Below are 24,635 nucleotides of genomic sequence, written 5' to 3' on the forward strand. Positions count from 1 at the left end.
GCAAACAGCGCCTCAACCTCAGTTAAACAGTTGAACAAAAAACAGCTTGATGGCATCCCAGATGCGCTTGAACAAACCGCCTTCAGGCACTTCGGTAAGTGCCAGCACCGGCTCATCCACCAGGGTTTCACCATCCAGAACCACACGAACACGGCCCAGCTCATCTCCCACCTTAATGGGCGCTTTTATCACGGAATCAAGGTCGACCACCGATTCCAGTTGCTCGCGGGAGCCACGGGGAATGGTGACATAGACATCCTCCGGCATGCCTACCGACACCTCATCCGCCTGACCGCCCCACACTCTGGACGCCATCAGCTCCTGACCGGCACGGAACAGCCGCTCGGTTTCAAAGTAGCGGAAGCCGTAGTTGAGCATTTTCTGCACTTCCTGGGCCCGGGCCTCAGAGCTGCTGGTTCCCATAACCGTAGCAATCAGCCGGGTCTCACCCCGCTTGGCCGATGCCACCAGGCAATAACCGGCCTCTTCCGTGTGCCCGGTTTTCAAACCATCAACGCTGTCATCCCGCCACAGCAGGCTGTTTCGGTTGGGCTGACGAATATTGTTGTAGGTGAAGTGCTTCTGCGCATACAGCGGGTAGTTTTCCGGATAGTCCTGGATAATATGCCGTGCCAGGACCGCAAGATCGTAGGCGGTTGAGAAATGGTCTGCGGACGGCAGGCCAGTGGCGTTCTCGAAGTGGGTATCTTTCATGCCCAGCAGTTGCGCCTGCTGGTTCATGATGTCCACGAAAGCCCCTTCACTGCCGGCCACAAACTCGGCCAACGCCACAGACGCATCGTTGCCAGACTGGATAATCACACCCTTGAGCAGATCCTCAACGGACACCGAGGTGCCTTCCTGCACGAAGGTTCGGGACCCCTCTGTGCGCCAGGCCTTGACACTGATAGGTACCATATCCGACATGGAGATACGGCCTTCATCCAGCTCGCGCTCGACAATATAGGCCGTCATCATTTTGGTCAGGCTCGCTGGTGGCAAACGCTCATTACTGTTGTGCTCCATGATCACACGACCACTGAGCGGATCCATCAATACCCAGGAGCTACCGGCAATCTGCGGCGGCGACGGGATCAGTACCGCCTGCGCCGAGGCCTGCCCGCTCATCAGCAACAGGGAGAAAACCAGAAACAGGGTTCGAGTTACAGTCTTGAAAGCCATGGATAGTTTCATTCGTCGTCAGATGCTTGTCTTATGTTGGTTCTGAACTCAGTCGGTTCAGTGCGAATCGGTCAGTACAATGGACTGCCGGAACCCTCTGGATTCCAGAAGGTTCTGAGCGTAGCGCGCGTCGCCCTCGCTCTTGAATGGCCCCACCTGAACCCGATGGAACCGGCCATTATCAGTGGTGATCTCCCGGACCCTCACAGGATTATCCAGCACTCCCAGCAGACGCTCACGCATGGCCTCAGCCGGATCCCGCTGACTGAATGCGCCGAGCTGGACAAACAGCCCCTCACCGGCGGCCAGCTCTGTTGTTCCGGAAGCCTGTGAGGCAACCACCGGAGCCTGGCCAGCGGCATCAAACGGCTTGCCAGCCAGAAACATGGCGCCGTCCGGACGCACCGTAATAGCGGCCACTTCAACCCTGGCGGTACCACGGGATTGATAGCCGAGCTTCTTGGCCGCGGCATAGGACAGATCGATCAGCCGATCCCCGTGGAAGGGGCCACGATCGTTCACACGGACAATCACCGAGCGGCCGTTGTCGAGATTGGTCACTCGCGCGTAACCCGGAATCCGAAGGGATTTGTGTGCCGCCGACATGGCATACATGTCGAACACTTCACCGTTGGAGGTCTTGTGGCCGTGAAATTTCTCGCCATACCAGCTCGCGGTGCCGCGCTGCACGTAGCCGTCGTTACTGTCCATCACATGATAGCGCTTGCCCCAGACCGTATAGGGCGACTTGTTGCCAGCCGTCCGTGGCTGCTCATAACGGGGTGTGGCATCGGCCAGGCCACTGGCGTCAAAGCTGCCCGAAGGAGCCCGATCCTGCTTAATGGTGTAGCGTGACGAGTGGTCAACTTCAGGACTGCTGGCACAGCCGGCCAGCAAGGCCGCTAAAGCCAGTGCGGGGATCCGTTTGTCAGAGACCTTGACCATGTCTGTTCACTACCCCAAAACCTGTGTATTGATACCGCCATTACTGACCAGCAACATTGTAACGGGTTCCCTTGTGTATACACCATTACCGGGCAGCCATCATTACTGGTTCAGGCGGTGATCATCCGGCGATGGGTGTGAATCGACATCAGCACGCCGAACGCCGCCATCAAAGTGACACTTGAGGTGCCGCCATAGCTGATCAACGGCAAAGGCACACCGACCACTGGCAACAGGCCGCTCACCATTCCGATGTTGACGAAGATATAGATAAAGAAGGTCATCGTCAGCGCTCCGGCCACCAACCGGCTGAAGGAGTCCTGGGCGGTAACCGAGATATAGAGACAGCGCAGGATAATCAGGAAGTACACCGTCAACAGCAGCAACATACCGATAAAACCGAACTCCTCTGCCAGCACCGCGACAATAAAGTCGGTGTGGCTTTCCGGCAAAAACTCCAGGTGTGACTGGGTACCCTGCAACCAGCCCTTGCCCTCCATACCGCCGGAACCGATCGCGGTTTTCGACTGGATAATGTTCCAGCCGGCTCCGAGCGGATCACTCTGAGGGTCCAACAGCGTCAATACCCGCTGCTTCTGATATTCCCGCATGACGAAGAACCACATCAGCGGGGCAGAAACCGAGACCATGGCGAGGAACGCGGCAATCAACTTCCAGCTGATACCGGCAAAAAACACCACGAAAATGCCGGCCATGCCGACCAGCAGGGAGGTACCGAGATCCGGTTGCTGGATGATCAGGAACATCGGCAGCAGAACGATCACCAGCCCCGTCATCACCCTGGGGAAGGTCGGTGGCAGGTAATAGCGAGACAGATACCAGGCTGCCATCATCGGCACCACCAGCTTCATGAACTCGGAAGGCTGAAACCGGGGCAGGCCAGGCAACGCCAGCCAGCGTTGCGCCCCTTTGGCACCGACACCCACCAGCAACACGGCGACCAGGCCGATCAGCCCCAAGCCGTAGAGCCAGGGCGCCCATCGGCGAAAGACCGCCGGATCCAACTGAGCGAATACGAACATCACCACAAAGGCAACGCCCAGGCGAATACCCTGTGCCTTGACCACATCAATATTCCGGTCAGCACCACTGTAAAGCACAAAAAGGCCGCCACCGACGAGCAACAACAGAAGCCCCAGGAGAATCGGGTCCAGATGCAACGCTGACCAGATACTGCGGTTGCGCCCCAGATCGCTCCTAGTCTGACTACTCCACAATTTGCTGCCGGCCATCAGTTGTCTCCCCCGGCCGCGCTGGAATCGCTGATCACAGGTTCTGCCTGCTCCGCCGGAAACTCCTCCAGCCAGGCATCAAACAAGGCGCGGGCAACCGGAGCCGCGGCGCCGCTGCCACTGCCACCATTTTCAACGATAACCGCCACTGCGATCTTGGGGTCATCCGCTGGCGCAAACCCGACAAACAGCGCGTGGTCCCGAAGCCGTTCCTTTATCTGCTCTTCGTCGTACTCCTCATCCTGACCAAGACTGAATACCTGGGCCGTGCCGGTTTTACCGGCCATTCGGTAGCTTGCGCCTCGACCAGCGCTTCGACCCGTCCCCCGGGCACCATGCATCACTTCTTCCATGGTATCGACGACATATTCCCAATCGTCAGGATCCTTCAGTTCAAGCTGTTCATGCGTCTGCTCCGGCAGGAACTCCTCCACTGGACTGTCGCCGTGAACATCCTTAAGCAACCTGGGCTCAACCCAGGCTCCGCGATTGGCAATCAATGCTGTAGCCGTTGCCAGTTGCATGGGCGTTGCCAGCAAAAAACCCTGCCCAATGCTCATGTTGACTGAGTCTCCGGGATACCAGGGTTCATTTCTCACGGCCCTTTTCCAGTCTGCGGTCGGCAACAACCCGGTCAAAGCACCGGACACATCCAGGGTGGCATCCTCACCAAAGCCGAACCGGGCCAGATAGGAAGACATGACATCCACCCCCATATCAACGCCCACTGCGTAAAAGTAAACATCATTGGATCTCGCCATCGAGTACTTCAGATCCACCCAGCCATCACCAGAGCGATTCCAGTTCCGGAAACGCCTCCCGCCCTCACGGAGCTGGAAGTATCCCGGGTCCCAGATTCTACGGTCTTTATCCGTTGCGCCGCTGTCCAGCGCTGCAACAGCCATCATGGGCTTGATGGTCGACGCAGGGGGGTACTGGCCACGGAGCGCCCTGTTAAACAATGGCTTATCGATACTCTGACTCAATTCGCGATAATCATCGACACTGATACCGGTCACAAATTTATTGGCATCAAAACCGGGCACACTGGCAAGCGCCAGAATCCCGCCGGTCTTGGGCTCGATAGCAATGATCGCACCTCGCCTGCCCTCCATCAGCTCATGCGCCCGACGCTGGAGCCGCAAATCAAGATGGAGCTGGAGGTCTTCGCCCGGAACAGGATTTACTCGCTCAAGCACCCGCAAGATCCGGCCACGGGCGTTGGTTTCTACATGCTGGTAGCCCACCTGACCGTGAAGCGCCTCCTCGTAGAAACGCTCAATCCCGGATTTGCCGATGTAGTTGGTCCCCGCGTAATTGACCGGATCGATACGCTGAAGTTCGTCGCGATTGATACGGCCGACAAACCCCAGGGCATGGGCGGTCAGCTCGCTATGGGGATAGTAGCGAACCAGTTCGGCCTCAACTTCCACCCCCGGAAACTGATGCCGGTGCACTGCCATGCGGGCAATTTCGGCTTCGTCGAGATCGTAACTCAAGGGGATCGCCTGGAACGGACGTCGCGGCTCCCGCAGTCGGCGCTGGAATCGTTCCAGATCTTCATCGGCAATACTCAGGATGTCGCTCAGGCGCGCCAGGGTTGCATCCATGTCGCCAACGCGCTCCGGCACCACCGTCAGGCTGAATACCGGGCGATTCTCCGCCAGCAGAACGTTATTCCGGTCGTACACCAGACCTCGGGGTGGCGGTACCGACTGTACCTGAACCCGGTTTTTGTCAGACAGTGTGGTATATATCTCGTGCTCAACGATCTGTAACTGGTACATCCGCGCCAGCAACCCGGTCATCAGCACCAGGACGAATACCAGCATCACCATGGCCCGGCGCTGGAACAGCCGGCGCTCCGCTGCGGTATTTTTCAGTTCGCCCCAGACCATGTCTGTTCCTAGGCCCGGTGGTAAGGGTGGTTACGGGTGATGGTCCAGGCCCGGTAGAGTTGCTCAGCCAAGAGGATTCTCACCAGAGGGTGGGGCAAGGTAAGAGGCGAAAGTGACCATTGCTGATCCGCCCGCTGTCGACAGGCATCCGCCAGGCCGTCGGGGCCGCCGACCAGAAAAGCGACATCCCGGCCGTCCTGTTGCCAGTTTTCCAGCTGTGAGGCGAGTTTTTCCGTTGACCAGGGGCGCCCACCCACCTCCAGAGCCACCACGCGGTCACGGGTGCCTGCCGCAGACAGGATAGCGTCGCTTTCCCGCTGCATCAGTCGGGAGATGTCGGGATTTTTGCCCCGGTGGGCCATGGGGATTTCAGTCAGTTCAAGGGGCAACTCGGGCGGCATCCGGCGAGCGTAGTCGTTGTACCCCGCACTGACCCAGTCGGGCATTTTCTGCCCCACACAGATCAGACGCAGGCGCATGACTACTCGCTGCCCGCAGCACCGAGATCCGGAGCATCACGCCAGAAGCGCTCCAGATCGTAGAACTCCCGGGTAGCAGGCATCATCACGTGAACAACCACGTCACCCAGATCAACCAGGATCCAGTCACTGCCGCCTTCACCTTCAACATTGGATGCACGTACACCCTGCTCTTTGGCCTCGATCACCACCGAATCCGCGAGGGATTTTACATGTCGGTTGGAGGTACCGGATGCCAGAACCATAAAATCGGTCACGCTGGTGCGGTCGCGAACATCAATCACACTGATGTCCTGAGCCTTGATATTTTCCAGTGCGTTAACGACCAGATCTTTCAGTTGTTCAGCCTGCATAATTACCCTGTAGTACGGGTACTGGCCGGTATGGCCACCCGATCAATGATATTCAGACGCGATTGTAGCATCAAAGACGCCTGTGAATAACTCCTATTGGCCTTCAACGGGCCGGGCACCGTAGAGCCCCCAGGCGCGGATGCTCCGGCAGACGTCATCCGGGGTGAGGTAGCGTGGCGACCGGCCCGCCGCGATACGCCGTCGAATACCAGTGGCGGAAATGTCCAGCAACGGCGGCGCCAGCTCCAGTACCAGGCCCGCCGGCCGCGAATGCAGCTCCGAAGCTGAACCCACACAGCGCTCTGCTACCAGCTGCGCTGCCTCGCTGCCCACCGGCAGTTCCGAGCCGGGGCGGCGCACCACCACGATATGGGCAAGCCCGGGGATCTCCTGCCACTCGCGCCAGCGGTCAAACGATGAGAAAGCGTCGGTACCAACCACCATCACCAGAGGACAATCCGGCCCCAGCTCGGCCCGAAGCTGGCGCAATGTATCGGCGGTGTATGAGGCTCCGCCCCGGTGCACCTCCTGCTCGTCCAGCGCCAGCGCGGGTTCGCCGGCGATGGCCTGCCGGATCATCTCCAGACGCTGCGCTGAACTGGCTCCGGTGCTACCCCGATGCGGAGGGATATGGCTGGGCACCAGATGTACCCGGCTCACCTCCAGCGCCTCGGACACTTCCAGTGCCAGCCGGAGGTGACCGTGGTGAATCGGGTCAAAGGTGCCGCCGTAGATCACATGCATGGTGTCAGGTCCGGATATGGCCGTCACCGAACACCACGTACTTCTGTGAGGTAAGCCCTTCCAGACCGACCGGCCCACGGGCATGGATCTTATCGGTGGAAATACCAATCTCAGCGCCCAGGCCATACTCGAAGCCATCGGCAAATCGGGTTGAGGCATTGACCATGACAGAACTGGAATCCACCTCCGTCAGGAACCGACGGGCACGGGTGTAGTTTTCGGTGATAATGCTGTCGGTGTGCTGGGAGCTGTAGCGATTGATATGCTCAATGGCACCATCCAGTCCGTCAACCACCTTCACCGCCAGGATTGGGGCAAGGTATTCCGCGTGCCAGTCTTCCTCGGTAGCTTCGACAATATCTCCTAGAATGGCACAGGTGCGCTGGCACCCCCGCAACTCCACGGTTTTGCTTCGGAACTGTTCCGCCAGCAGCGGCAACAAGTCCTCCGCCACCTCGTCATCAACCAGCAGGGTTTCCATGGTATTGCAGGTCCCGTAACGCTGGGTTTTGGCATTAACCGCTACCTGCAGCGCCTTCTCCGGGTCGGCATGGCTGTCGATGTAAACATGACACACACCATCCAGATGCTTGATTACCGGCACACGGGCGTCCCGACTGATGCGCTCGATCAGGCCCTTACCGCCGCGGGGAACAATTACATCCACGAACTGAGGCATGGTGATCAGCTCACCCACAGCGGCCCTGTCGGTGGTGCTGACCACCTGGACTGCAGTTTCCGGCAACCCCGCCTCGCTCAGGCCCTGCTTGAGACAACGGGCAATGGCCTGGTTGGAGTGAATCGCCTCGGAGCCGCCGCGCAGAATGGTTGCGTTGCCGGATTTCAGGCACAGGCTGGCAGCCTCGACCGTGACATTGGGCCGGGACTCGTAAATGATACCGATCACCCCCAGCGGAACCCGCATCTTGCCTACCTGAATACCCGACGGGCGATACGTCATATCAGTAATCACACCCACAGGGTCCGGCAGCGCAGCCACCTGTCGCAAGCCCTCAATCATGGCATCGATGCGCTGAGAGGTAAGTTCCAGGCGGTCCAGCATGGCACTATCGAGTCCATTTTCCCGGCCACGCTCCAGATCCTTGCTGTTAGCCGTGGCAAGCTCGGATCTGGCGGCGTCCAGGGCGGCGGCGGTGGCCAGAAGTGCCTGATTCCGCACGGCAGTGGAGGACCGGGCGACTTCCCGGGAAGCGGCCCTGGCCTGCTGGCCGAGCTCCGTCATGTAGGCTGCTACATCCATTGATTTACCCTTAATTCTGCAAGCTGATTCCAAAACGGGAGGGTTACTTTACCTTTCCCGTTTCAAGTCCGCACCCCAAACGACTATTATAGCGCTGCACAGGTTCAAATGGATGCGCCAGCAAAGGACAGACTCAATGCCCCAAACCGCCGAAAAATTTCTTCCCGGCAAGTTTTCCCGCAGCGGGTTTATTGCCTTTGGCCTGACCACCGGGCTCTGTCTGTTCATGGGGGAACTGCTGGCGGCAGTAGCAGCTGCAGCTGCGGCTGGCCTTTGCCTTGCGGGCACCCATCAGGGCAAAACACATCAAAATGCCCCCTGGCCACAATTACGGGCATTCTTTCTGACAGCCCTGGTTCTGGCGCTGGTATCGGCCATCTGGCTGGGCCCCTGGCCACTCAGCCACTGGCTCTATGCCCTACCGCTGGTACTGTTTGCCATGGCGCCGGTCTATCTGGCCGCCATTGTTACTGTTATCTTCATTTTCCTGGTGCTGGCCGGCACCCAGTGGGCGATAGCCCTCCCGGACAGGCACCAGATGATGACTGCACTGGTACTGACCACGCTCCTAGGAGCCATTCTGGTGTTCATGCGCGAGTACAAATCCCGGCAGCTTGCGCCCCTGCGCCGTACCGATGAGCTTACCCAGGCAGCCAGCCGGGAATACCTGTCAGCCGACCTGCACAAGGAAATACAACGCAGCGAGCGGGAAGGCACCAACATGTCGGTGATGATGATCGGGCTGGATACTCACCTGAGCGACGTCGATCCGGACGAAGACATTCGTGCGATTCTGCCACGCATCGGCCGCTACCTGCACTCCCAGCTTCGGGATTTCGATACGTACTACCGGGTGGCCGACCTTCAGTTTCTGGTGATTCTCCCCGGCGCCAATACTGCCGAGGCTGCCCGAACAGCAGAACAGGTTCGCCGCGGCCTGTGCACGCTGATGGATTCGCACGGCCTGAAGCTTACGGTCAGTACCGGCGTGGCCGGGCTCAACATCGGCGACGATGCCGACAGCCTGCAACAGAGCGTTGCCAACGCCCTGCGACGGGCCCAACAGCAGGGCGGAAACCGAACCCAGACATACAGTAACCCGGTGCCTCCAGAGGCCAGCTGGCCGGCTGAACCTTCCGACCGGGAGGCAGCGCAATGACCGAGACCCGACTCCGAACCTGGACCCACGCCTTTGGCTACGGCCTGGCGGCGCTGTTCACCGCCGCGCTGGCACTGCAGAACCTGCGTTACGGCTTTTACCAGCTGTTCTATCTGGCCCTGGCCATGACCGCCTTACTGGTTGCCGGCCTGGTCTACACCTGGCTATGCCGTCGCCAGCAGCTTTCCGCACCCGGCCACCTGGTCATTCTCGCCGGCCTTAACAGTGGCCTGGTTGCAGCGGTACTGACAATGGATGCCCCGGGCATCAGCCACTGGGCCATGCCTTTGCTTTCGCTGAACCTGCTGATTTTGCCCCTGCGGCATGGACTAATGCTCTCAGCGATGCTGCTGGTGCCGGTACTGGCTGTCACCTGGCTGTCGACATCCATAGACACTGCCCTGATGACGACAGCCGGCCTTATAGCACTGCTGGCAGTGACCGCCCTGTATATCTGGCACTACGACCATATGGCGCAATCGGCCCAGGATCTTGCCATTACCGACCCCGCCACCGGAGCCCATAACGCCCGTTTTCTGGATGAGACACTGCAGAAGGAAATCAGTCGTGCCATTGCCACCGGCCACCCATTGTCGGTCGTCAGTCTGAACATCGACCATGCCGACGAAATTCGCGACCTGCACGGTAAGGCCGGCCTGCAAACGCTGCTGCGCGTCGTCACAGGCACCCTGTTTGAAATCATCCGGGCCGGGGATTCGCTCTACAGTATCAACGGATCGGAGTTCTTCCTGATCCTGCCGTTTACGCCGGAGGAAGGGGTACGGGTCATTGCAGAGCGCATTCGCAGGACCCTCAGTGAACATGACTGGACCCAGGTTGGCAAGATCTCGGTCAGCCTCGGCTGCACCACCCGGGGCAACGGCGACACCAGCACCCATTCATTGCGTGACCGCGCCGTCACCGCCATGCTCGAAGCCAGGAAGCGAGGAGCGGATTCTGCCTGGTTCAGCCCGGGAGAGCCCGTCAAGGTATGACCGCGACCTGGCTCACTGACGTTACTTCCTGGGTAGCCGCCAATCCGGGCTGGCTGATTGCCGCCCTGTTCCTGACCGCGCTGATAGAATCCCTGGCGGTTGCCGGCATCATCATACCTGGAGTGGCTTTATTGTTCGCATTTGCCGCGCTTGCCGGCAAGAGCGGCCTGCCCTTGTCCGACGCCCTGCTGTGGGCCGGCCTTGGTGCCGTGGCAGGGGATGCGATCAGCTTCGCCATCGGCCGACTGCTCAAGGGGCGCCTGGATACCGTCTGGCCATTCAGTCGATACCCGGGGCTCATTGCCCGCGGAGAGAGCTTTTTTCGCGCCCACGGAGGAAAAAGCGTGGTCATCGGCCGTTTCGTTGGGCCGATACGCCCGGTCATTCCACTGATTGCCGGTGCGCTGACCATGTCCTGGCAGCGCTTTCTCACCTTCAATCTGCTATCAGCCACGGGCTGGGCCCTGGTGTATATCCTGCCGGGATTTTTCGTAGGCTCGGCTATGGGCAGCGAGATCAAACCCCCACCCCATTTCTATCTGGTACTTGCGATCAGTGGTGCGGCGCTGGTGGTTGTCTATCTGATTGTTTTGCGGATTCGGCTCGGCGTTGGTGAAGGGAGCTTGCTCTATCAATGGCTGGAATCCCGGATGAGTCAATACGACGCAACACACCGGTTCTGGCGCCTGTACAGCAATGAGCGGCCGGCTCAGCAGGGGGAATTTCCTCTGCCCTCTCTGCTAATGACGGCCTCCTCGCTCGCATTGTTTCTTGGGCTCGCGCAATTGGTCGGAGTCAGTGATCAGCTGGCCTCCATGAACCAGCAAGTGCTGCAGTGGTTCAGCGCTCTGCGCCAACCCCTGCTGGATTTTCCCATGGTAGCACTCACTTTGCTGGGCGATCCCCCGGTCCTGTTCGCTGCCGCCGTGATTGCCGTTTTGTTGCTGGCGTTCCGGGGCTACTACGCAGCCGCCATTCATATTGCCAGTGCCGCAGCCATCACCGGGATCAGCGTTTGGCTGCTGAAAGCGGGCATCGGCATCAGCCGGCCAGATCAGGTGCTCTCGGCACCAAGCTCCGGCGCGTTCCCCAGCGGGCATACGGCCGGTATGACCGTTCTGGTTACCCTGGCCGCCAGCTTCGTCGCCGGCGAAAACCGCAAACACCAGCGCTGGCAACATTACCTGTTTCTGTCACTACCCTTGCTACCGGTAGCGCTGAGCCGACTGTATCTCGGCGTGCACTGGTTCACGGATGTGCTTGGAGGCCTGTTTCTGGGGCTCGCGATCACCGGTGCGACACGGGCCAGTTACAGCCGATACGACAGGGTGGCGCTGAGCCCGGACAGCTTGACCTGGGCCGCTGGTATCGGCTGGCTGGTTTTCGTGGCCATGTACATGATGGGTAACTGGGAAACAGCCGTGGTGAGTTACGCACCCCAGCTATAATTGTCAGCCGCCCTGCTCCAGCGCTTCCAGCAACTGCTGCAGTCGGTCAAGCCGTTCAAGCGGATCCTGCAATTCCGCCAGCCGCTGTTTTTCCTGCTTATCCAGCGGCAGCAATTCGGTCAGCCTCCAGCCAATATGGCGGGCATCGTCATAATCCACATCCATTTCCAGATCCTTGACCACCGGATGCCGGAACAGTGCCCGCAAAACCGAGGGCAACTCATGGTAGCGTTCCGGCACATCGCTCTCGGCCTCGGCAATCAGGCACTCCACATCGCCGACATTGAGGCCATCCTCCTGCTGCCAGCTACGGACGACGGAAACCTTGCAATCTCCCTCAACGGTGATACCCAGCAAACCGTTATCCAGTTGCTGGAAGTCGATGATCCGGACGTAGGTACCCATGTCGTAGAACGAGGCCCGGGCTTCGGTCTCGGCACCTTCTCGCAACAAAACCACCACAAAGCCGCGATCTTCCTTCAGGCAACGGGTGAGCATGTCGATATAACGGGGCTCGAACAGCTGCAGGGGGATTCGCCCCCCGGGGAGTATGATTGAATTCAATGGAAACAGCGGTACGTTCATAAGTTTTTCAGTCACTACTGGCCAGGCTCCTGCTGCGGCTTGGTCTATCGAATCGAAAGAAGCTTCTGCACTTCATCCACCCGTTCACGGGCCTCACTCAGCAGTTGCAGACTTCTGGAAGCATTCAATTCCAGCTCGCCAAGCCGGCGCCATGCCGGCACCTGATCAAAGGCTGGAAGCCCCTCATTCTGGCTGGAACCAATCATCGAATGCAGTTGGGCAACAATCACCACATCAACCAGTTGGGGCGCAGTTTCCCGGCACTCATGATGCCAGTCTTCCGCATGACGCACCGCCTCCACGAAGGCTTTCGGGAACGCCCAGTTCTCAAGTACCGCACACCCGACATCGGCGCGGAGTTCGTCGATGGCATGGTGCAGGTTTCTGTCATCGGCGAACAGATTGACGTGGTGCTCGGCCTGCACCAGTACAGGAACCACCCCGATATCATGCAGCAACCCCGCCAGTAAGGCTTCCTCAGGATCAATGCGTGTGGCGTGGTCCGCCAGCACCCAGCACAGCGCTGCCACCTCCCGGGAATGGCGCCATAGCTGCTCCATTTCTTTCTGCAATGCCGCCCGACGGGTCTTGAACACCTCGCGCATGGCGAACACCGTCACTAATTGCCGGGTGGTTCGCATGCCCAGGCGAACCACGGCCTCACGCACATTGCGCACATCGCTGAAACCGCGATAGAGCGGACTGTTGCAGGAACGTACCAGCTTGGCCGCCATGGCCGGGTCTGCCGACACCGCGGAAGCGACCTCAGTGGCCGACGAGTCCTCCCGGTCCACTACCCGCCGGACTTTCCAGGCCACATCCGGCACACTCGGCAACTGGACCTGATTGGACCGCAGCTCAGAGTAGAACTCCATCAACAGATGGTGTTCTTCGCTCTGATCTTCGTCGTGATCGGACGAGTCCATTTCCACCTGGGAAATGGGCGCCGCCCTCAGCATCTGGTTCAGCACTTCCTGCTCGATCACCAGAAACTCGCAGGGTTTGACTGCAGTAACGTCATACATCCGGGGCTGCAGACGGGCTACTGGATTGAGAGCTTTGTCGGTCTCAGCCTCAATGGTCGACTTACGACCATCAACCGATTGCAGCTCCACGGCGCCGGAAATCAGAAAATAATCCAGACCATCCCGAACGCCCCGTTCCATGACCCTCTGCCCTGGTCCGTGGGTTCTGCGCTCAGCCCGGCTGGCCAACAACACAAGCTGATCGTCAGTCAGACGGCCCAAAGGCTGAAAACTTTTAAGACGACGTAATGGCAGGCTTTCCTGGCCGCCCATAGGCAGACTCCCCTGAACTGCTGGATAATAAACGGGCATCACATGTTACGTATTGTAATCACCACTCGGGAAAACAGCCATGCGAGCGGCGTCGAATCTGTTATCCTCTGGTCTTTCACTTTATCCGATAACCTAGGGAGAGAACCGCCTACCATGCCCCAGTATCGTTCCCACACTTCTACCGCCGGCCGCAATATGGCCGGTGCCCGCGCCCTTTGGCGTGCCACCGGCATGAAGAACGAGGACTTCGGCAAACCCATCATCGCCGTTGCCAACTCCTTTACCCAGTTTGTGCCCGGGCACGTTCACCTGAAAGACCTGGGCCAGCTGGTTTGCCGCGAGATCGAAGCGGCCGGCGGTGTTGCCAAAGAGTTCAACACCATTGCTGTGGATGATGGTATCGCCATGGGGCACGATGGCATGCTTTACTCCCTGCCGTCGCGGGAAATCATCGCCGACTCGGTGGAATACATGGTCAACGCCCACTGCGCCGATGCTCTGGTTTGCATCTCCAATTGCGACAAGATTACCCCGGGTATGCTAATGGCCGCCATGCGCCTGAACATTCCCACCATTTTTGTTTCCGGCGGCCCGATGGAAGCCGGAAAAACCAAGCTATCTGAACACAAGCTCGACCTGGTGGATGCCATGGTCATCGCCGCCGATCCAACGGCGACCGATGAGATGGTCGAGGAATACGAACGCAGCGCTTGCCCCACGTGCGGTTCCTGCTCCGGCATGTTCACCGCCAATTCCATGAACTGTCTGACCGAAGCCATCGGCCTGGCCCTGCCCGGTAATGGCTCCATGCTGGCCACCCATGCCGACCGGGAACAGTTGTTCCTGAAAGCCGGTCGTCAGATTGTGGAGAATGCCAAACGCTATTACGAGCAGAACGATGCCAGCGTTCTGCCGCGCAGCATCGCCTCTGTGGAAGCATTCGAGAACGCCATGACCATGGACATTGCCATGGGCGGCTCCACCAACACTATCCTGCACCTGTTGGCTGCAGCCCAGGAAGGCGGTGTTGAATTCTCCATGGCCGATATCGATCGCTTGTCCCGCAAGGTTCCGCAGCTGTGCAAGGTCGCTCCCAACTCCCCCAAGTACCACATGGAAGACGTGCACCGCGCCGGCGGCATCATGGGCATTCTGGGTGAACTGGAGCGCGGCGGACTGATCAACGTTGACCTGCCCACGACTCACAGCAAAACCATGCGCGAAGCCCTGGAAACCTGGGACATCATGCGCTCACCAACACCTGAAGTGATCGAATTCTACAAAGCCGGCCCCGCCGGCATTCCGACTCAGACAGCCTTCAGCCAGAGCACCCGCTGGCCAAGCCTCGATGGCGACCGTGAAGACGGCTGCATCCGCTCCGTGGAACACGCTTATTCTTCAGAAGGCGGTCTGGCGGTACTGTATGGCAATATCGCCCAGGATGGCTGCGTGGTGAAAACCGCGGGCGTTGATGAAAGCATCTACGTCTTCGAGGGCAAGGCCCGGGTCTTCGAAAGCCAGGATTCCGCCGTGGCCGGCATTCTGGGTGACGAGGTCAAGGCCGGTGATGTGGTGATCATTCGGTACGAAGGGCCCAAAGGCGGTCCAGGAATGCAGGAAATGCTCTACCCGACCAGCTACCTGAAATCCAAGGGGCTGGGCAAGGACTGTGCACTGCTGACCGATGGCCGGTTCTCCGGCGGCACTTCAGGACTCTCCATCGGCCATGCTTCGCCGGAAGCTGCTGCCGGTGGCGCGATTGGTCTGATTGAGGATGGCGATACCATTCTGATCGACATCCCAAACCGATCTATCAATGTTCAGGTCAGTAAGGAAGAACTGGCACAGCGACGGGAAGCACGCGACGCCAGGGGCTGGAAACCGGAGTTACCGAGGGACCGGAAGGTATCCGCCGCCCTCAAAGCCTACGCACTGCTGGCCACCAGTGCCGATAAAGGTGCGGTTCGGGATTTGAGCAAGCTGGACTGAATCTGGACCACAAAAAAGCCCGCAAAGTGTTTGCCTTGCGGGCTTTTTTTTATCCGGGGACTGGCGTTTACCAGAGCGACCAGCCACCATCTTCGTCTTCTTCAATGGTGTCTTCGGCAGAAGACTCGGTCTCAGCTGGAGCCGGTTCTGCCGGTGCCGCCTGCGCAGTTGCCGCCGGCGCAGACTGGCCCGCATCAGCGGCCGCCTGCTGCACGGTGATCAGCCCCAGAGCACGCTCGGTTTCCTCGTTCAGAATACCGGTTGCCTCAAGGCCGTTGTCTTTCTGGAAGCGGGTCAGTTCCGCCCGGGTCTTGTCATCCATGCTCGGGCTGACATTGGTGATGTCGTAACCGGCGCCATAAAGCGCGTGCTTGAGCGCGACCACTTCATTGGCCTGGGCAACGGGTGCCAGACCCAGCAGGGCGACCGTTCCGACCGCCAGCGCCGTCCTGCCGATGTGACGGGTGACTGTTTTCATGGTTCTCACCTGATCTACTCCTGGATATCTCTGTGACATCTGCTGTTCTGTTTTTATAGTGTGGCGCCTTCCTCTACGTATCAGCGCTTCCTAGACCATAACATAATTTAATCTTCGCGGGCCGGACCATTCTCGGGATTTGCCGGATCGGCATAGTGATACTGGCCAAATTCACGGATAAAAATGCCCCAGAACGCCATGAAAAGCGCCGCCACCAGCGGACCCATGACAAAACCATTGATGCCGAACATAACAATGCCGCCCAGGGTGGACAAAAGCACGAGATAGTCCGGCATTTTGGTGTCCCGCCCTACCAGCACAGGCCGGAGCAGGTTATCCGCCAGACCAATCACCACCACCCCATAGGCGGTCAGAATGATGGCCGGCACAATGTCCCCCACGGCAGCCAGATAGATGGCCGCCGGCACCCAGACAATCGCAGCCCCGACGGCTGGCAGCAATGAGACGATGGCCATGACCACCCCCCACAGCAAGGCTCCGGTAATGCCAAGTATCCAGAAGATTATGCCACCAAGCGCACCCTGAATGATGGCGATCAGCAGGTTACCCTTGACCGTGGCACGGGTGACTTCCGCGAATTTGGCAAACAACAGGCGCTCACGCTCATCACCCAGCGGCAAGGCGCGAATCATCAGCTCTATCAGTTTCTGGCCATCACGGATCAGGAAAAAGGCCAGGTAAACCATCAGAGCCAGCCCCAGAAAGAACTGAAAGGTGTTCTGCCCGATGCCCAGGGCCTGCTTGGCCAGAAACTGACTCCCCCCCAGAAAGGCATTAACGGCGCGGTCCCTCAGATCCGCAAAATTGATGTCAAACTGGGCCAGAAAGGCCTGGATGGCAGGAAACGACTGGTTAACCTGATCAATGTATTCCCCCGGCCGGATCTCTCCGGCCTGGATCTTCTGGTAGATCCCCATACCTTCCGCGATCAGCGCCGCGCCCAGTACCAGCACCGGAATCACCACGATCACCATACACACGAACAGTGTAATCAGGGCGTTTAGTGTCGGCCGGTCGCCAAGTCTGCGTACCAGCAACTGCTGCACCGGATGGAAAATCAGCGCAATGGCCACCGCCCAGAAGATCGGGCCAAAGAACGGCTTCATCAACAGAATGAACGCAAGCGACACACCGAGCAGCATCGCCAGAAAAGTCCGTGTTTCAAGTTTTGCGTACATAGTTAAACAATTCCTGTCCAGAACATGCCCATCGGGGCTGATAGGGAAAGCAGACTACCACGATAGCGTGGCCAGTGTAGTGGGGTTCGCGTTATAGTGGTTGGTTATCAATCAGCCAACAATACAGGTTATGTGGTTGGAAGCAGACAACTTTACCGTGGAGAGCGCGCTGGAGGCCGCACTGGAACTGCAGAAAGTGCTGGCAGCCCGAACCCATCGTCGCAAGGTGATGGGCCAGGAGGTACTCGTGCCCGGCCAGTTGGGCGAGGCCCTGCACCTGCCCAGAACCATCAGCCGCCTGAGTGGCAAGCAGCAACGATTGCGGGATCGCGGCCTGGAGGATTTCCAGGAGCTCTGGCCCACGCTGTCTGAATACACTCGCCAACGGGTTCTGGACGGACTTGGCTGGTACGACCCCAAGCAACTCGACTGGGAGGACAAGCGCTCCAACCGCCGGCCGTTGGTCGATCCTGACGCCTGATACGTACAACTGCGGAAGCCGAAGTGCAGGGCCCAGGCCCGGACTGACTTTGAAATGTCACACTTCGCCCTTACTGTGATCTGATCAGGAGGATAACTATGACAGACAACAACCATTACACTGCCATCCTGGCCCAGGGGAGCGCCGTGCCCACCCTGTTGTGCGGGCATTGCCATTCCATTCTCTCCCGCGCCAGAATTTTCCGTAACCAGGGCGACGCCCATCAGGCCATTGAGTGCAACACCATCGGCCTGTGCTCCGCGGACGATTGCGGCGCGGTGAACTGCTGCGACGAGGCTCTGGCCCAGGTGGAAAACCCAGAACGCCTGTTTGACATCGCATCCTGATTCAAACTGGCAACGCTCTGTTACGCAACTCAAACACACAAAATTCCCATCTGATTTATCCTGACCTTCGACGATTGTCGTACCGATAATCACGCAACCACTCAGTCAGGACAGTCGATGGCATGCGTATTCTGAGAACCGACGAAGCCCGCTTCGCAGGCCTCCCGGATTACCCCTTTTCAGCACACTATCTGGATGTTGAGCCAGGTCTTCGGATGCATTATGTAGACGAAGGGCCCGCCCACGCAGACCCAGTGGTGATGCTTCACGGGGAGCCATCCTGGTCCTATCTCTACCGGCACATGATTCCGCTTGTCGCCGAAGCGGGCCATCGGGTGCTGGCGCCCGATCTGATTGGTTTTGGCAAGTCAGACAAACCCGCCGATGTCAGCGACTACAGTTATGACAGCCACATGCGCTGGCTGACCCACTGGCTTGAAACACTGGACCTGACCAACGTCACGCTGGTGTGTCAGAACTGGGGCTCACTGCTGGGATTAAGGCTGGCGGCAGAGCATCATCGTCGGTTCAGCCGGATCATTGTCGGCAACGGCATGCTGCCAACGGGGGACACCCGGGTACCGGCCGTCTTCAGACTCTGGAAGGCGTTTGCCAGCCATAGCCCCTGGTTTCCGATAGGCCGGATTGTCCAGCTTGGTACCGAACGGTCACTAAGCCCGGCCGAAATAGCCGCCTACGAGGCGCCCTTCCCGACACCGGATTACAAAGCCGGTGCCCGGGCGTTCCCGGCACTGGTGCCAACCTCACCCAACGACCCGGCCAGCGCCGCCAACCGGGAAGCCTGGCGCGTGCTGGAAAAATGGCGCAAACCCTTTATCACCTGCTTCAGCAGCGGCGACCCGATTACCCGGGGTGGCGACCGTTATATGCAGCGGCGAATCCCCGGAGCCTTCGGCCAGCCCCATATCACCCTCAACGGCGGACATTTCCTGCAGGAAGATTCCCCCCGACAGTTTGCCCGGGTCATTCTGGACGCGCTCAAAGCCGAGATGGCGGCCTGATAGCCAGGCCCGCCTCACTCAGCCGAAGACTGTAACCGTTTGCCGGCTCAGGGCCACCAGTTCACCGGCCGGAGTCCAGATACCAGCATGAGTGTGACCATATCCGGCGCCAGCCTGGTCGATGGTTGCCCGGTACAGCAGCCAGTCATCCGGCTTCATGGCAGGCCGGGGATGGACAATCTCCAGCGCCCAGCTCAGGGAACTGGCTGGCGCCGGCCCCTTGAGATGCGGCAACAGCGCCGGTGGCCAGGCATCGATCAGAGCAACAATGTGGGCGTCGGTCATAGTCTCCGGGGCTTCCCGGAACTTCATCCAGCCCCCCATTTCGCGCCCGCCCTTACCGGAGAATGGCATATGGCCAAACGCCCAGCGCATTTCGATATGACGGGTAAACTCCGGCGTCACTTTCGGGATATACGGAAGTGACTGACATTGCTCTACCGGCACCGCTTCCGGCGCCGATGTCGGCGCCACTCGGACAGCAGACTCACGGTCGCCCCCGAAACTGGCCAGACAGACAAGGCGGGGCTCGCCATTCTGAAGGATCCGTCCCTGGACCTGGGATACTGCCTTGCCTTCACGCAGGACTTCGGCCTCAACACGGGCCGGCACATCCGGCTCTACGGGGCCGACAAAAGACACCTGAAGAGCCCGCATGGCGCGATCATCCGCCACTTTTGATGCCATCACCTCAAACACCAGGGCCGCGACCAGGCCGCCGAACGTGGCACGTCCCTGGCCCCAGTCTGACGGTATCACCACTTCGCAGTTATTCCGGACATCACCGAGAAGGTCATCGAACGTCATTTGTTTTAGATCCTGTTCATTAGCCTGCAAACCGGTAAGACTGCACCACTTGTCGAAGCCTGACAATAGGCCGGCCCCGGCAACTACCTATCGATTGCCTGGCAATAGTCGTATAAAAACCACCCCAAACAGACTATAATGCGCCAAAATCATGCATTGCCTTTGCAGTGCGATACCCTCCGAATACCGAGTACATTCATGTCAGAATTGTCTTTTGCCGAACTGGGGCTGGATCCAGCAGTACTGGAAGCCGTCTCCGCCGTTGGCTATGAAACCCCGTCGCCCATCCAGGCGCAATCCATCCCTGCTCTGCTGGCCGGCAACCACCTGTTGGGCGTCGCCCAGACAGGCACCGGCAAGACCGCAGCCTTCGCCCTGCCATTGCTGAGCCGGATTGATGCTAACGTGGCCGAGCCACAGATTCTGGTGCTGGCCCCTACCCGGGAGCTGGCGATTCAGGTCGCGGAAGCGTTCACCACCTACGCCAGCAAGTTCCGCAATTTTCATGTTCTGCCAATTTACGGTGGCCAGGATTTCTCACCACAGATTCGCGGCCTCAAGCGTGGCGCCCAGGTTATTGTGGGCACACCTGGCCGCATGCTCGACCATCTGCGCAAGGGCACCCTGAAGCTAGACGGCCTGAAGGCACTGGTACTGGACGAAGCCGACGAAATGCTGCGCATGGGCTTTATTGATGACGTGGAAGCCATCCTGGCGAAGACGCCGGACACCTGCCAGCGCGCGCTCTTCTCGGCCACCATGCCGCCACAAATCAAGAAAGTGGCCCAGACTTACCTGAAAAACGCTACCGAAGTAAGAATCGAGAGCGAAACCCGCACGGTTGAACGCATCGCTCAGTTTGTGCTGCCGGTCTACGCCGAGCGCAAGCTGGATGCGCTGACCCGCATTCTGGAAGTGGAGCCTTTTGACGCCTCGATCATTTTCGTGCGCACCAAGGCCGAAACCACCATGCTGGCAGAAAAACTGTCCGCACGCGGCCACGCTGTGGCGCCCCTGAGCGGCGACCTGAACCAACGCCAACGCGAACAGACCGTTGAAGACCTCAAGCGTGGCAAGAAAGACATCATCATTGCCACCGACGTCGCCGCCCGTGGTCTGGACGTGCCCCGGATTACTCACGTTATCAACTACGACGTGCCCTACGACACCGAGGCGTACATCCACCGGGTTGGCCGTACTGGCCGTGCCGGCCGTACCGGCAAGGCTATCCTGCTGGTGACTCCGCGTGAGCGCAGCTGGCTGCGCACTCTGGAGCGGGCCACCAACTCCCCGATGGAACCTTACCAGTTGCCGTCACCTGCCGCCCTGCAGAAAATGCGGGTAGAGCAGTTTGAGGCGCAACTGCTGGGCTTCACCGACGATCCTCGCGCTGCCAAGGCCATCGCCCTGCTGGATGAGATCGCCGAGCGTAACGACATGGACATGGCCGCCATCGCCGGCGCCATGGCCTGCCTGCTGGAAGCTTCCCAGCCAGACTCTCTGCCGCTGGAACAGCCGGAAGCACTGCCGGAGATTTCCGCCGCGCCCCGCCGGGACCGTAAAGGCCCGCCACCAGGCAAAGGCGGTTTCCGCAAAGGCGGCCCTGGCAAGAAGTTCAGCAAGGATGGCAAACCCGGCTTCCGCAAGAGCGGGCCGAAAGGTGGCAAGCCCGCCGGCAAGGGCGGCAAACCTGCAGGAAAAGGCCCCAAGCGCGCGCCGCGCTGAGGCCTGATTGGCTAGCCGGTCACTCTGACCGGCTACGCTGGTAGACGACAAAGCTGTAGTCGTAAGGATTGTTGTCAGACGCAGAAAAATCTTCGCGCCCGATCTCTTCCCACTCGTCCCAGTTCACTTCCGGAAAGAAGGCATCTCCGTCCACCTCGGCGTGCACCTGGGTGATGTATATCCGGTCAACCATTGGCAGCGCTTCGGCATAGATCTGACCTCCGCCAATAATCATCACTTCATCACCACCTTCCAAGTTCGCCTGGGCTTCGGCTTTCACCAACGCTTCGTTCAGCGACGCTGCGGCAACGGTTCCGGCTGGCGCCTGCCATTCCGGATTTCTGGAAATCACCACGTTCATCCGCCCGGGCAAAGGCCGGCCGATGGAGTCCCAGGTCTTTCTACCCATGATAATGGGCTTGCCCATGGTGGCCTGCTTGAAGTAGCGCAGATCACCGGGCAGATACCAGGGCAGCTTGTTATTCCGGCCGATCACCCGGTTTCGGGCCATAGCTACGATGAGGGCCTTGCGCATAACGGGTTCCTTGCTCAAATTGCTATAGGGGCTTTGATCACGGGGGACGGGTCGTAACCTTCGAACTCGAAATCTTCCAGCTCGTAGCCAAAGATGGATTCCGGTTTACGTTTGATGACCAGCTTCGGCAACGCACGGGGCTCACGCCGGAGCTGTTCGAATACGATGTCGTCCGTCAGGTGATTCCGGTAAAGATGACAATCACCAAATGTGTGCACAAACTCCCCCACATCCAGATCACACTGCTGCGCAATCATATGGGTCAGCAAGGCATAGGACGCAATATTGAAGGGCACCCCCAGGAACAGGTCGGCGCTGCGCTGATAGAGCTGGCAAGACAACTTGCCGTCGGCGACATAGAACTGAAACAGACAGTGGCAAGGCGCCAGGGCCATACGCCCCTCCCGCACGTTATCCTGCGGACTGATGGACTCGTCCGGCAGCTCGGCCGGATTCCAGGCGGAGACGATCAGGCGCCGGGAGTTGGGCTTGGTGCGAATCTGCTCGATCACCTCGCTGATCTGGTCAATCACGCGGCCGTCGTGGCATTGCCAGCTGCGCCACTGCTTGCCGTAGATCGGACCGAGATCGCCGTTTTCCAGTGCCCACTCATTCCAGATGCTGACTTTGCGTTCTGTCAGCCAGGTGTTGTCGGTGGAACCCTTGAGGAACCACAATAGTTCATAAATGATGCTGCGCAGGTGGACCTTCTTGGTCGTCACCAGCGGGAAACCGTCCTGCAGATTGAAACGCATCTGGCGGCCGAACACCGAGCGGGTGCCCACGCCGGTGCGATCACCTTTGTCGAATCCGTTATCGACGACATCCTGCATCAGATCGAGATAGGCTTTCATTGGACGTTTCTCCGATAAGCAAGGAACATCAGGGCGGCGCCGGCGGCAATCATCGGTGCAGAGAGCACCTGCCCCATCGTCAGCCAGTCAAAGGCCAGGTAACCCAACTGTGGATCTGGCTGGCGAACGAACTCCACCAGGAAACGGAAGATGCCATAGCACACCAGAAACAGGCCGGACACTGCCATTTTCGGGCGGGGCCTTGAGGAGAACCACCAGAGAATCACGAACAGGAGTACGCCTTCCAGCGCGAACTGATATAACTGCGACGGGTGCCTGGCAAGGCTGTCTGGCGCCTGCGGAAAGACCATGCCCCAGGCTACGTCTGTCGGTTTTCCCCAGAGTTCGCCGTTTATGAAATTTCCGATTCGCCCGGCACCCAGCCCAACCGGAACCAAGGGCGCGACAAAATCGGCAATTTTCCAGAACCCGGCTCCGGTTTTTCGGCCATACCACCACATGGCCAGCATTACCCCCAGCAACCCGCCATGGAAAGACATACCGCCTTCCCAGACCCGGAGCAACCAGAGCGGGTCCGCTATAAAGGCATCGAAGTTGTAAAACACTACATAGCCAAAGCGGCCACCGAGGATCACACCCAGGGCCATATAGAACAGCAGATCACCCACCTGCTCTTCCTGCAGTGGCGACCAGGGCTTGCGGGACCGAAGACGGCCCAGCCACCAGCCGGCGGCAAACCCGACCAGATAGGTCAGGCCATACCAGTGGATTTTCAACGGCCCAAGGGCGATCGCCACCGGGTCAAACTGTGGATGTTGCAGCATGAATGCTCTCTCAGCTCAGAAGAAACCGTAAACCAACCAGAACCAGCATAATGGCAAAGATGCGCTTGAGCAGACGCCCATCCAGACGATGGGCCAGCCCGGCGCCGATTCGTGCAAAGAACACACTGGTGGCAACCACACCCACCAACGCCGGCAGGTAGATAAAACCAAGACTCAGCTCGGGCAGATCGGGATCCTGCCAGCCGGTCCAGACATTGGCCAGGGCGCCCGCAATTGCAATCGGGAAGCCGCAAGCAGCCGAAGTCGCCACCGCCTGCTGCATTTTGACGTTGCACCAGCTCAAATAGGGTACGGTCAGAGTGCCACCACCAATACCGAAGATGGCCGATGCCCAGCCAATGATACCGCCGGCTGCCCCGAGCCCTGTGGTGCCCGGAACATCCCGCCCCGGCTTCGGATTGACCTCAAGAATCATCTTCAGTGCCACCAGAATGACGAACACCCCGATAATGGTTTCCAGCACCGGGCCACTCAGCATCGCAGCTGTCCAGGCACCAAGCACAGCACCAACCACAATACCAAAAGTCATGGGGCGAAACAGATCCCAGCGTACTGCGCCATGCTGGTGGTGGGTACGTATGGAACTGATGGAGGTAAAGACAATGGTGGCCAGAGACGTCCCCACAGCAAGATGGGCTGCAATCTCCGGGCTGATCCCCTGCAGCCCGAAACTGAAGATCAGTACCGGCACAATCACCAGACCGCCACCAATGCCAAACAGACCGGCCATGGTGCCCGCCAGTGCACCCAATAAAAGATACAGTACGATGATGCCTATCATGCTCATGGTTA

Annotated in this window: 25 protein-coding genes; 8 read left to right on the forward strand and 17 right to left on the reverse strand. The window is 59.1% G+C overall.

What is annotated here, in order from left to right:
• Positions 1 to 18: 18 nt before the first annotated feature.
• The 8 genes from Q669_RS08615 to Q669_RS08650 form a co-directional block, all read right to left on the reverse strand.
• Positions 19 to 1,182, reverse strand: a complete 1,164-nt coding sequence (locus Q669_RS08615; protein ID WP_022991966.1) for a D-alanyl-D-alanine carboxypeptidase family protein — start codon at positions 1,180 to 1,182, stop codon at positions 19 to 21.
• 57 nt (positions 1,183 to 1,239) lie between these two features.
• Positions 1,240 to 2,127, reverse strand: coding sequence for a septal ring lytic transglycosylase RlpA family protein (locus Q669_RS08620; protein WP_011785870.1), 888 nt, complete (start codon positions 2,125 to 2,127; stop codon positions 1,240 to 1,242).
• A 110-nt stretch (positions 2,128 to 2,237) separates the two neighbouring features.
• Positions 2,238 to 3,380 carry a rod shape-determining protein RodA gene (gene rodA / locus Q669_RS08625; RefSeq protein WP_011785871.1) on the reverse strand — a complete coding sequence of 381 codons (1,143 nt, stop codon included), beginning with the start codon at positions 3,378 to 3,380 and terminating at the stop codon, positions 2,238 to 2,240.
• Positions 3,380 to 5,278, reverse strand: coding sequence for a penicillin-binding protein 2 (mrdA, locus tag Q669_RS08630; RefSeq protein ID WP_022991967.1), 1,899 nt, complete (start codon positions 5,276 to 5,278; stop codon positions 3,380 to 3,382). Before mrdA ends, rodA begins: the two co-directional genes overlap by 1 nt.
• An 8-nt stretch (positions 5,279 to 5,286) precedes the next feature.
• Positions 5,287 to 5,757 carry a 23S rRNA (pseudouridine(1915)-N(3))-methyltransferase RlmH gene (gene rlmH, locus Q669_RS08635; RefSeq protein ID WP_011785873.1) on the reverse strand — a complete coding sequence of 157 codons (471 nt, stop codon included), beginning with the start codon at positions 5,755 to 5,757 and terminating at the stop codon, positions 5,287 to 5,289.
• 2 nt (positions 5,758 to 5,759) lie between these two features.
• Positions 5,760 to 6,110, reverse strand: a complete 351-nt coding sequence (gene rsfS / locus Q669_RS08640) for a ribosome silencing factor (protein ID WP_011785874.1) — start codon at positions 6,108 to 6,110, stop codon at positions 5,760 to 5,762.
• Between the two features lie 93 nt (positions 6,111 to 6,203).
• Positions 6,204 to 6,854 (reverse strand): nicotinate-nucleotide adenylyltransferase, encoded by a 651-nt coding sequence (gene nadD, locus Q669_RS08645; protein WP_022991968.1) that lies wholly within the window; start codon positions 6,852 to 6,854, stop codon positions 6,204 to 6,206.
• Between the two features lie 4 nt (positions 6,855 to 6,858).
• The gene (locus Q669_RS08650) at positions 6,859 to 8,115 is read right to left on the reverse strand and encodes a glutamate-5-semialdehyde dehydrogenase (RefSeq protein WP_022991969.1); all 1,257 of its coding nucleotides are present in this window, start codon (positions 8,113 to 8,115) and stop codon (positions 6,859 to 6,861) included.
• Positions 8,116 to 8,251: 136 nt separating this feature from the next.
• Here Q669_RS08650 and Q669_RS08655 point away from each other — a divergent pair, with 136 nt between their 5' ends.
• From Q669_RS08655 to Q669_RS08665, 3 genes are read left to right on the forward strand one after another with little or no spacing between them, the layout of a single operon-like run.
• Positions 8,252 to 9,274 carry a GGDEF domain-containing protein gene (locus Q669_RS08655; protein WP_022991970.1) on the forward strand — a complete coding sequence of 341 codons (1,023 nt, stop codon included), beginning with the start codon at positions 8,252 to 8,254 and terminating at the stop codon, positions 9,272 to 9,274.
• Positions 9,271 to 10,269, forward strand: coding sequence for a GGDEF domain-containing protein (locus tag Q669_RS08660; protein ID WP_022991971.1), 999 nt, complete (start codon positions 9,271 to 9,273; stop codon positions 10,267 to 10,269). The genes Q669_RS08655 and Q669_RS08660 overlap by 4 nt, the downstream gene beginning before the upstream one ends.
• A complete protein-coding gene (locus Q669_RS08665) occupies positions 10,266 to 11,717 on the forward strand; it encodes a bifunctional DedA family/phosphatase PAP2 family protein (RefSeq protein ID WP_022991972.1) in 1,452 nt (483 codons plus the stop codon). The genes Q669_RS08660 and Q669_RS08665 overlap by 4 nt, the downstream gene beginning before the upstream one ends.
• A 3-nt stretch (positions 11,718 to 11,720) precedes the next feature.
• Here the strand turns inward: Q669_RS08665 and Q669_RS08670 are convergent, their stop codons facing one another.
• On the reverse strand, positions 11,721 to 12,302 hold the full coding sequence (locus Q669_RS08670) for an LON peptidase substrate-binding domain-containing protein (RefSeq protein ID WP_014420657.1): 582 nt from the start codon (positions 12,300 to 12,302) through the stop codon (positions 11,721 to 11,723).
• 44 nt (positions 12,303 to 12,346) lie between these two features.
• Positions 12,347 to 13,600 (reverse strand): HDOD domain-containing protein, encoded by a 1,254-nt coding sequence (locus tag Q669_RS08675; protein WP_022991973.1) that lies wholly within the window; start codon positions 13,598 to 13,600, stop codon positions 12,347 to 12,349.
• Between the two features lie 153 nt (positions 13,601 to 13,753).
• On the opposite strand from Q669_RS08675, the gene ilvD reads away from it, so the two are divergent.
• On the forward strand, positions 13,754 to 15,589 hold the full coding sequence (gene ilvD / locus Q669_RS08680) for a dihydroxy-acid dehydratase (protein WP_014420655.1): 1,836 nt from the start codon (positions 13,754 to 13,756) through the stop codon (positions 15,587 to 15,589).
• A 67-nt stretch (positions 15,590 to 15,656) separates the two neighbouring features.
• On the opposite strand, the gene Q669_RS08685 is transcribed toward ilvD, so the two are convergent.
• Positions 15,657 to 16,067: a peptidoglycan-binding domain-containing protein gene (locus tag Q669_RS08685; protein ID WP_022991974.1), complete on the reverse strand. Its 411-nt coding sequence runs from the start codon at positions 16,065 to 16,067 to the stop codon at positions 15,657 to 15,659.
• A 107-nt stretch (positions 16,068 to 16,174) separates the two neighbouring features.
• Positions 16,175 to 17,266, reverse strand: a complete 1,092-nt coding sequence (locus Q669_RS08690; RefSeq protein ID WP_022991975.1) for an AI-2E family transporter — start codon at positions 17,264 to 17,266, stop codon at positions 16,175 to 16,177.
• A gap of 130 nt (positions 17,267 to 17,396) precedes the next feature.
• On the opposite strand from Q669_RS08690, the gene Q669_RS08695 reads away from it, so the two are divergent.
• The 3 genes from Q669_RS08695 to Q669_RS08705 all read left to right on the forward strand — a co-directional run bounded on the left by Q669_RS08695 (position 17,397) and on the right by Q669_RS08705 (position 19,116).
• Positions 17,397 to 17,747 (forward strand): hypothetical protein, encoded by a 351-nt coding sequence (locus Q669_RS08695; RefSeq protein ID WP_014420653.1) that lies wholly within the window; start codon positions 17,397 to 17,399, stop codon positions 17,745 to 17,747.
• A gap of 98 nt (positions 17,748 to 17,845) precedes the next feature.
• Positions 17,846 to 18,094, forward strand: a complete 249-nt coding sequence (locus Q669_RS08700) for a hypothetical protein (protein ID WP_011785886.1) — start codon at positions 17,846 to 17,848, stop codon at positions 18,092 to 18,094.
• A 122-nt stretch (positions 18,095 to 18,216) separates the two neighbouring features.
• Positions 18,217 to 19,116 carry a haloalkane dehalogenase gene (locus Q669_RS08705; protein WP_014420652.1) on the forward strand — a complete coding sequence of 300 codons (900 nt, stop codon included), beginning with the start codon at positions 18,217 to 18,219 and terminating at the stop codon, positions 19,114 to 19,116.
• 18 nt (positions 19,117 to 19,134) lie between these two features.
• Here the strand turns inward: Q669_RS08705 and Q669_RS08710 are convergent, their stop codons facing one another.
• Positions 19,135 to 19,923: an acyl-CoA thioesterase gene (locus Q669_RS08710; protein ID WP_022991976.1), complete on the reverse strand. Its 789-nt coding sequence runs from the start codon at positions 19,921 to 19,923 to the stop codon at positions 19,135 to 19,137.
• 198 nt (positions 19,924 to 20,121) lie between these two features.
• On the opposite strand from Q669_RS08710, the gene Q669_RS08715 reads away from it, so the two are divergent.
• Complete coding sequence (locus Q669_RS08715; protein WP_022991977.1) at positions 20,122 to 21,648, forward strand: DEAD/DEAH box helicase; 1,527 nt, start codon at positions 20,122 to 20,124, stop codon at positions 21,646 to 21,648.
• 19 nt (positions 21,649 to 21,667) lie between these two features.
• On the opposite strand, the gene Q669_RS08720 is transcribed toward Q669_RS08715, so the two are convergent.
• The 4 genes from Q669_RS08720 to Q669_RS08735 are packed head-to-tail and all read right to left on the reverse strand — an operon-like array spanning position 21,668 to position 24,630.
• Positions 21,668 to 22,183, reverse strand: coding sequence for a dihydrofolate reductase (locus tag Q669_RS08720; RefSeq protein ID WP_011785890.1), 516 nt, complete (start codon positions 22,181 to 22,183; stop codon positions 21,668 to 21,670).
• A gap of 14 nt (positions 22,184 to 22,197) precedes the next feature.
• Positions 22,198 to 23,037, reverse strand: coding sequence for a thymidylate synthase (locus Q669_RS08725; RefSeq protein WP_022991978.1), 840 nt, complete (start codon positions 23,035 to 23,037; stop codon positions 22,198 to 22,200).
• Positions 23,034 to 23,822, reverse strand: coding sequence for a prolipoprotein diacylglyceryl transferase (gene lgt / locus Q669_RS08730; protein ID WP_011785892.1), 789 nt, complete (start codon positions 23,820 to 23,822; stop codon positions 23,034 to 23,036). Before lgt ends, Q669_RS08725 begins: the two co-directional genes overlap by 4 nt.
• A 10-nt stretch (positions 23,823 to 23,832) precedes the next feature.
• A complete protein-coding gene (locus Q669_RS08735; protein ID WP_011785893.1) occupies positions 23,833 to 24,630 on the reverse strand; it encodes a sulfite exporter TauE/SafE family protein in 798 nt (265 codons plus the stop codon).
• Positions 24,631 to 24,635 lie beyond the last annotated feature (5 nt).

This window comes from Marinobacter sp. C1S70 (assembly GCF_000475355.1).
GTDB classification, from domain to species: domain Bacteria; phylum Pseudomonadota; class Gammaproteobacteria; order Pseudomonadales; family Oleiphilaceae; genus Marinobacter; species Marinobacter nauticus.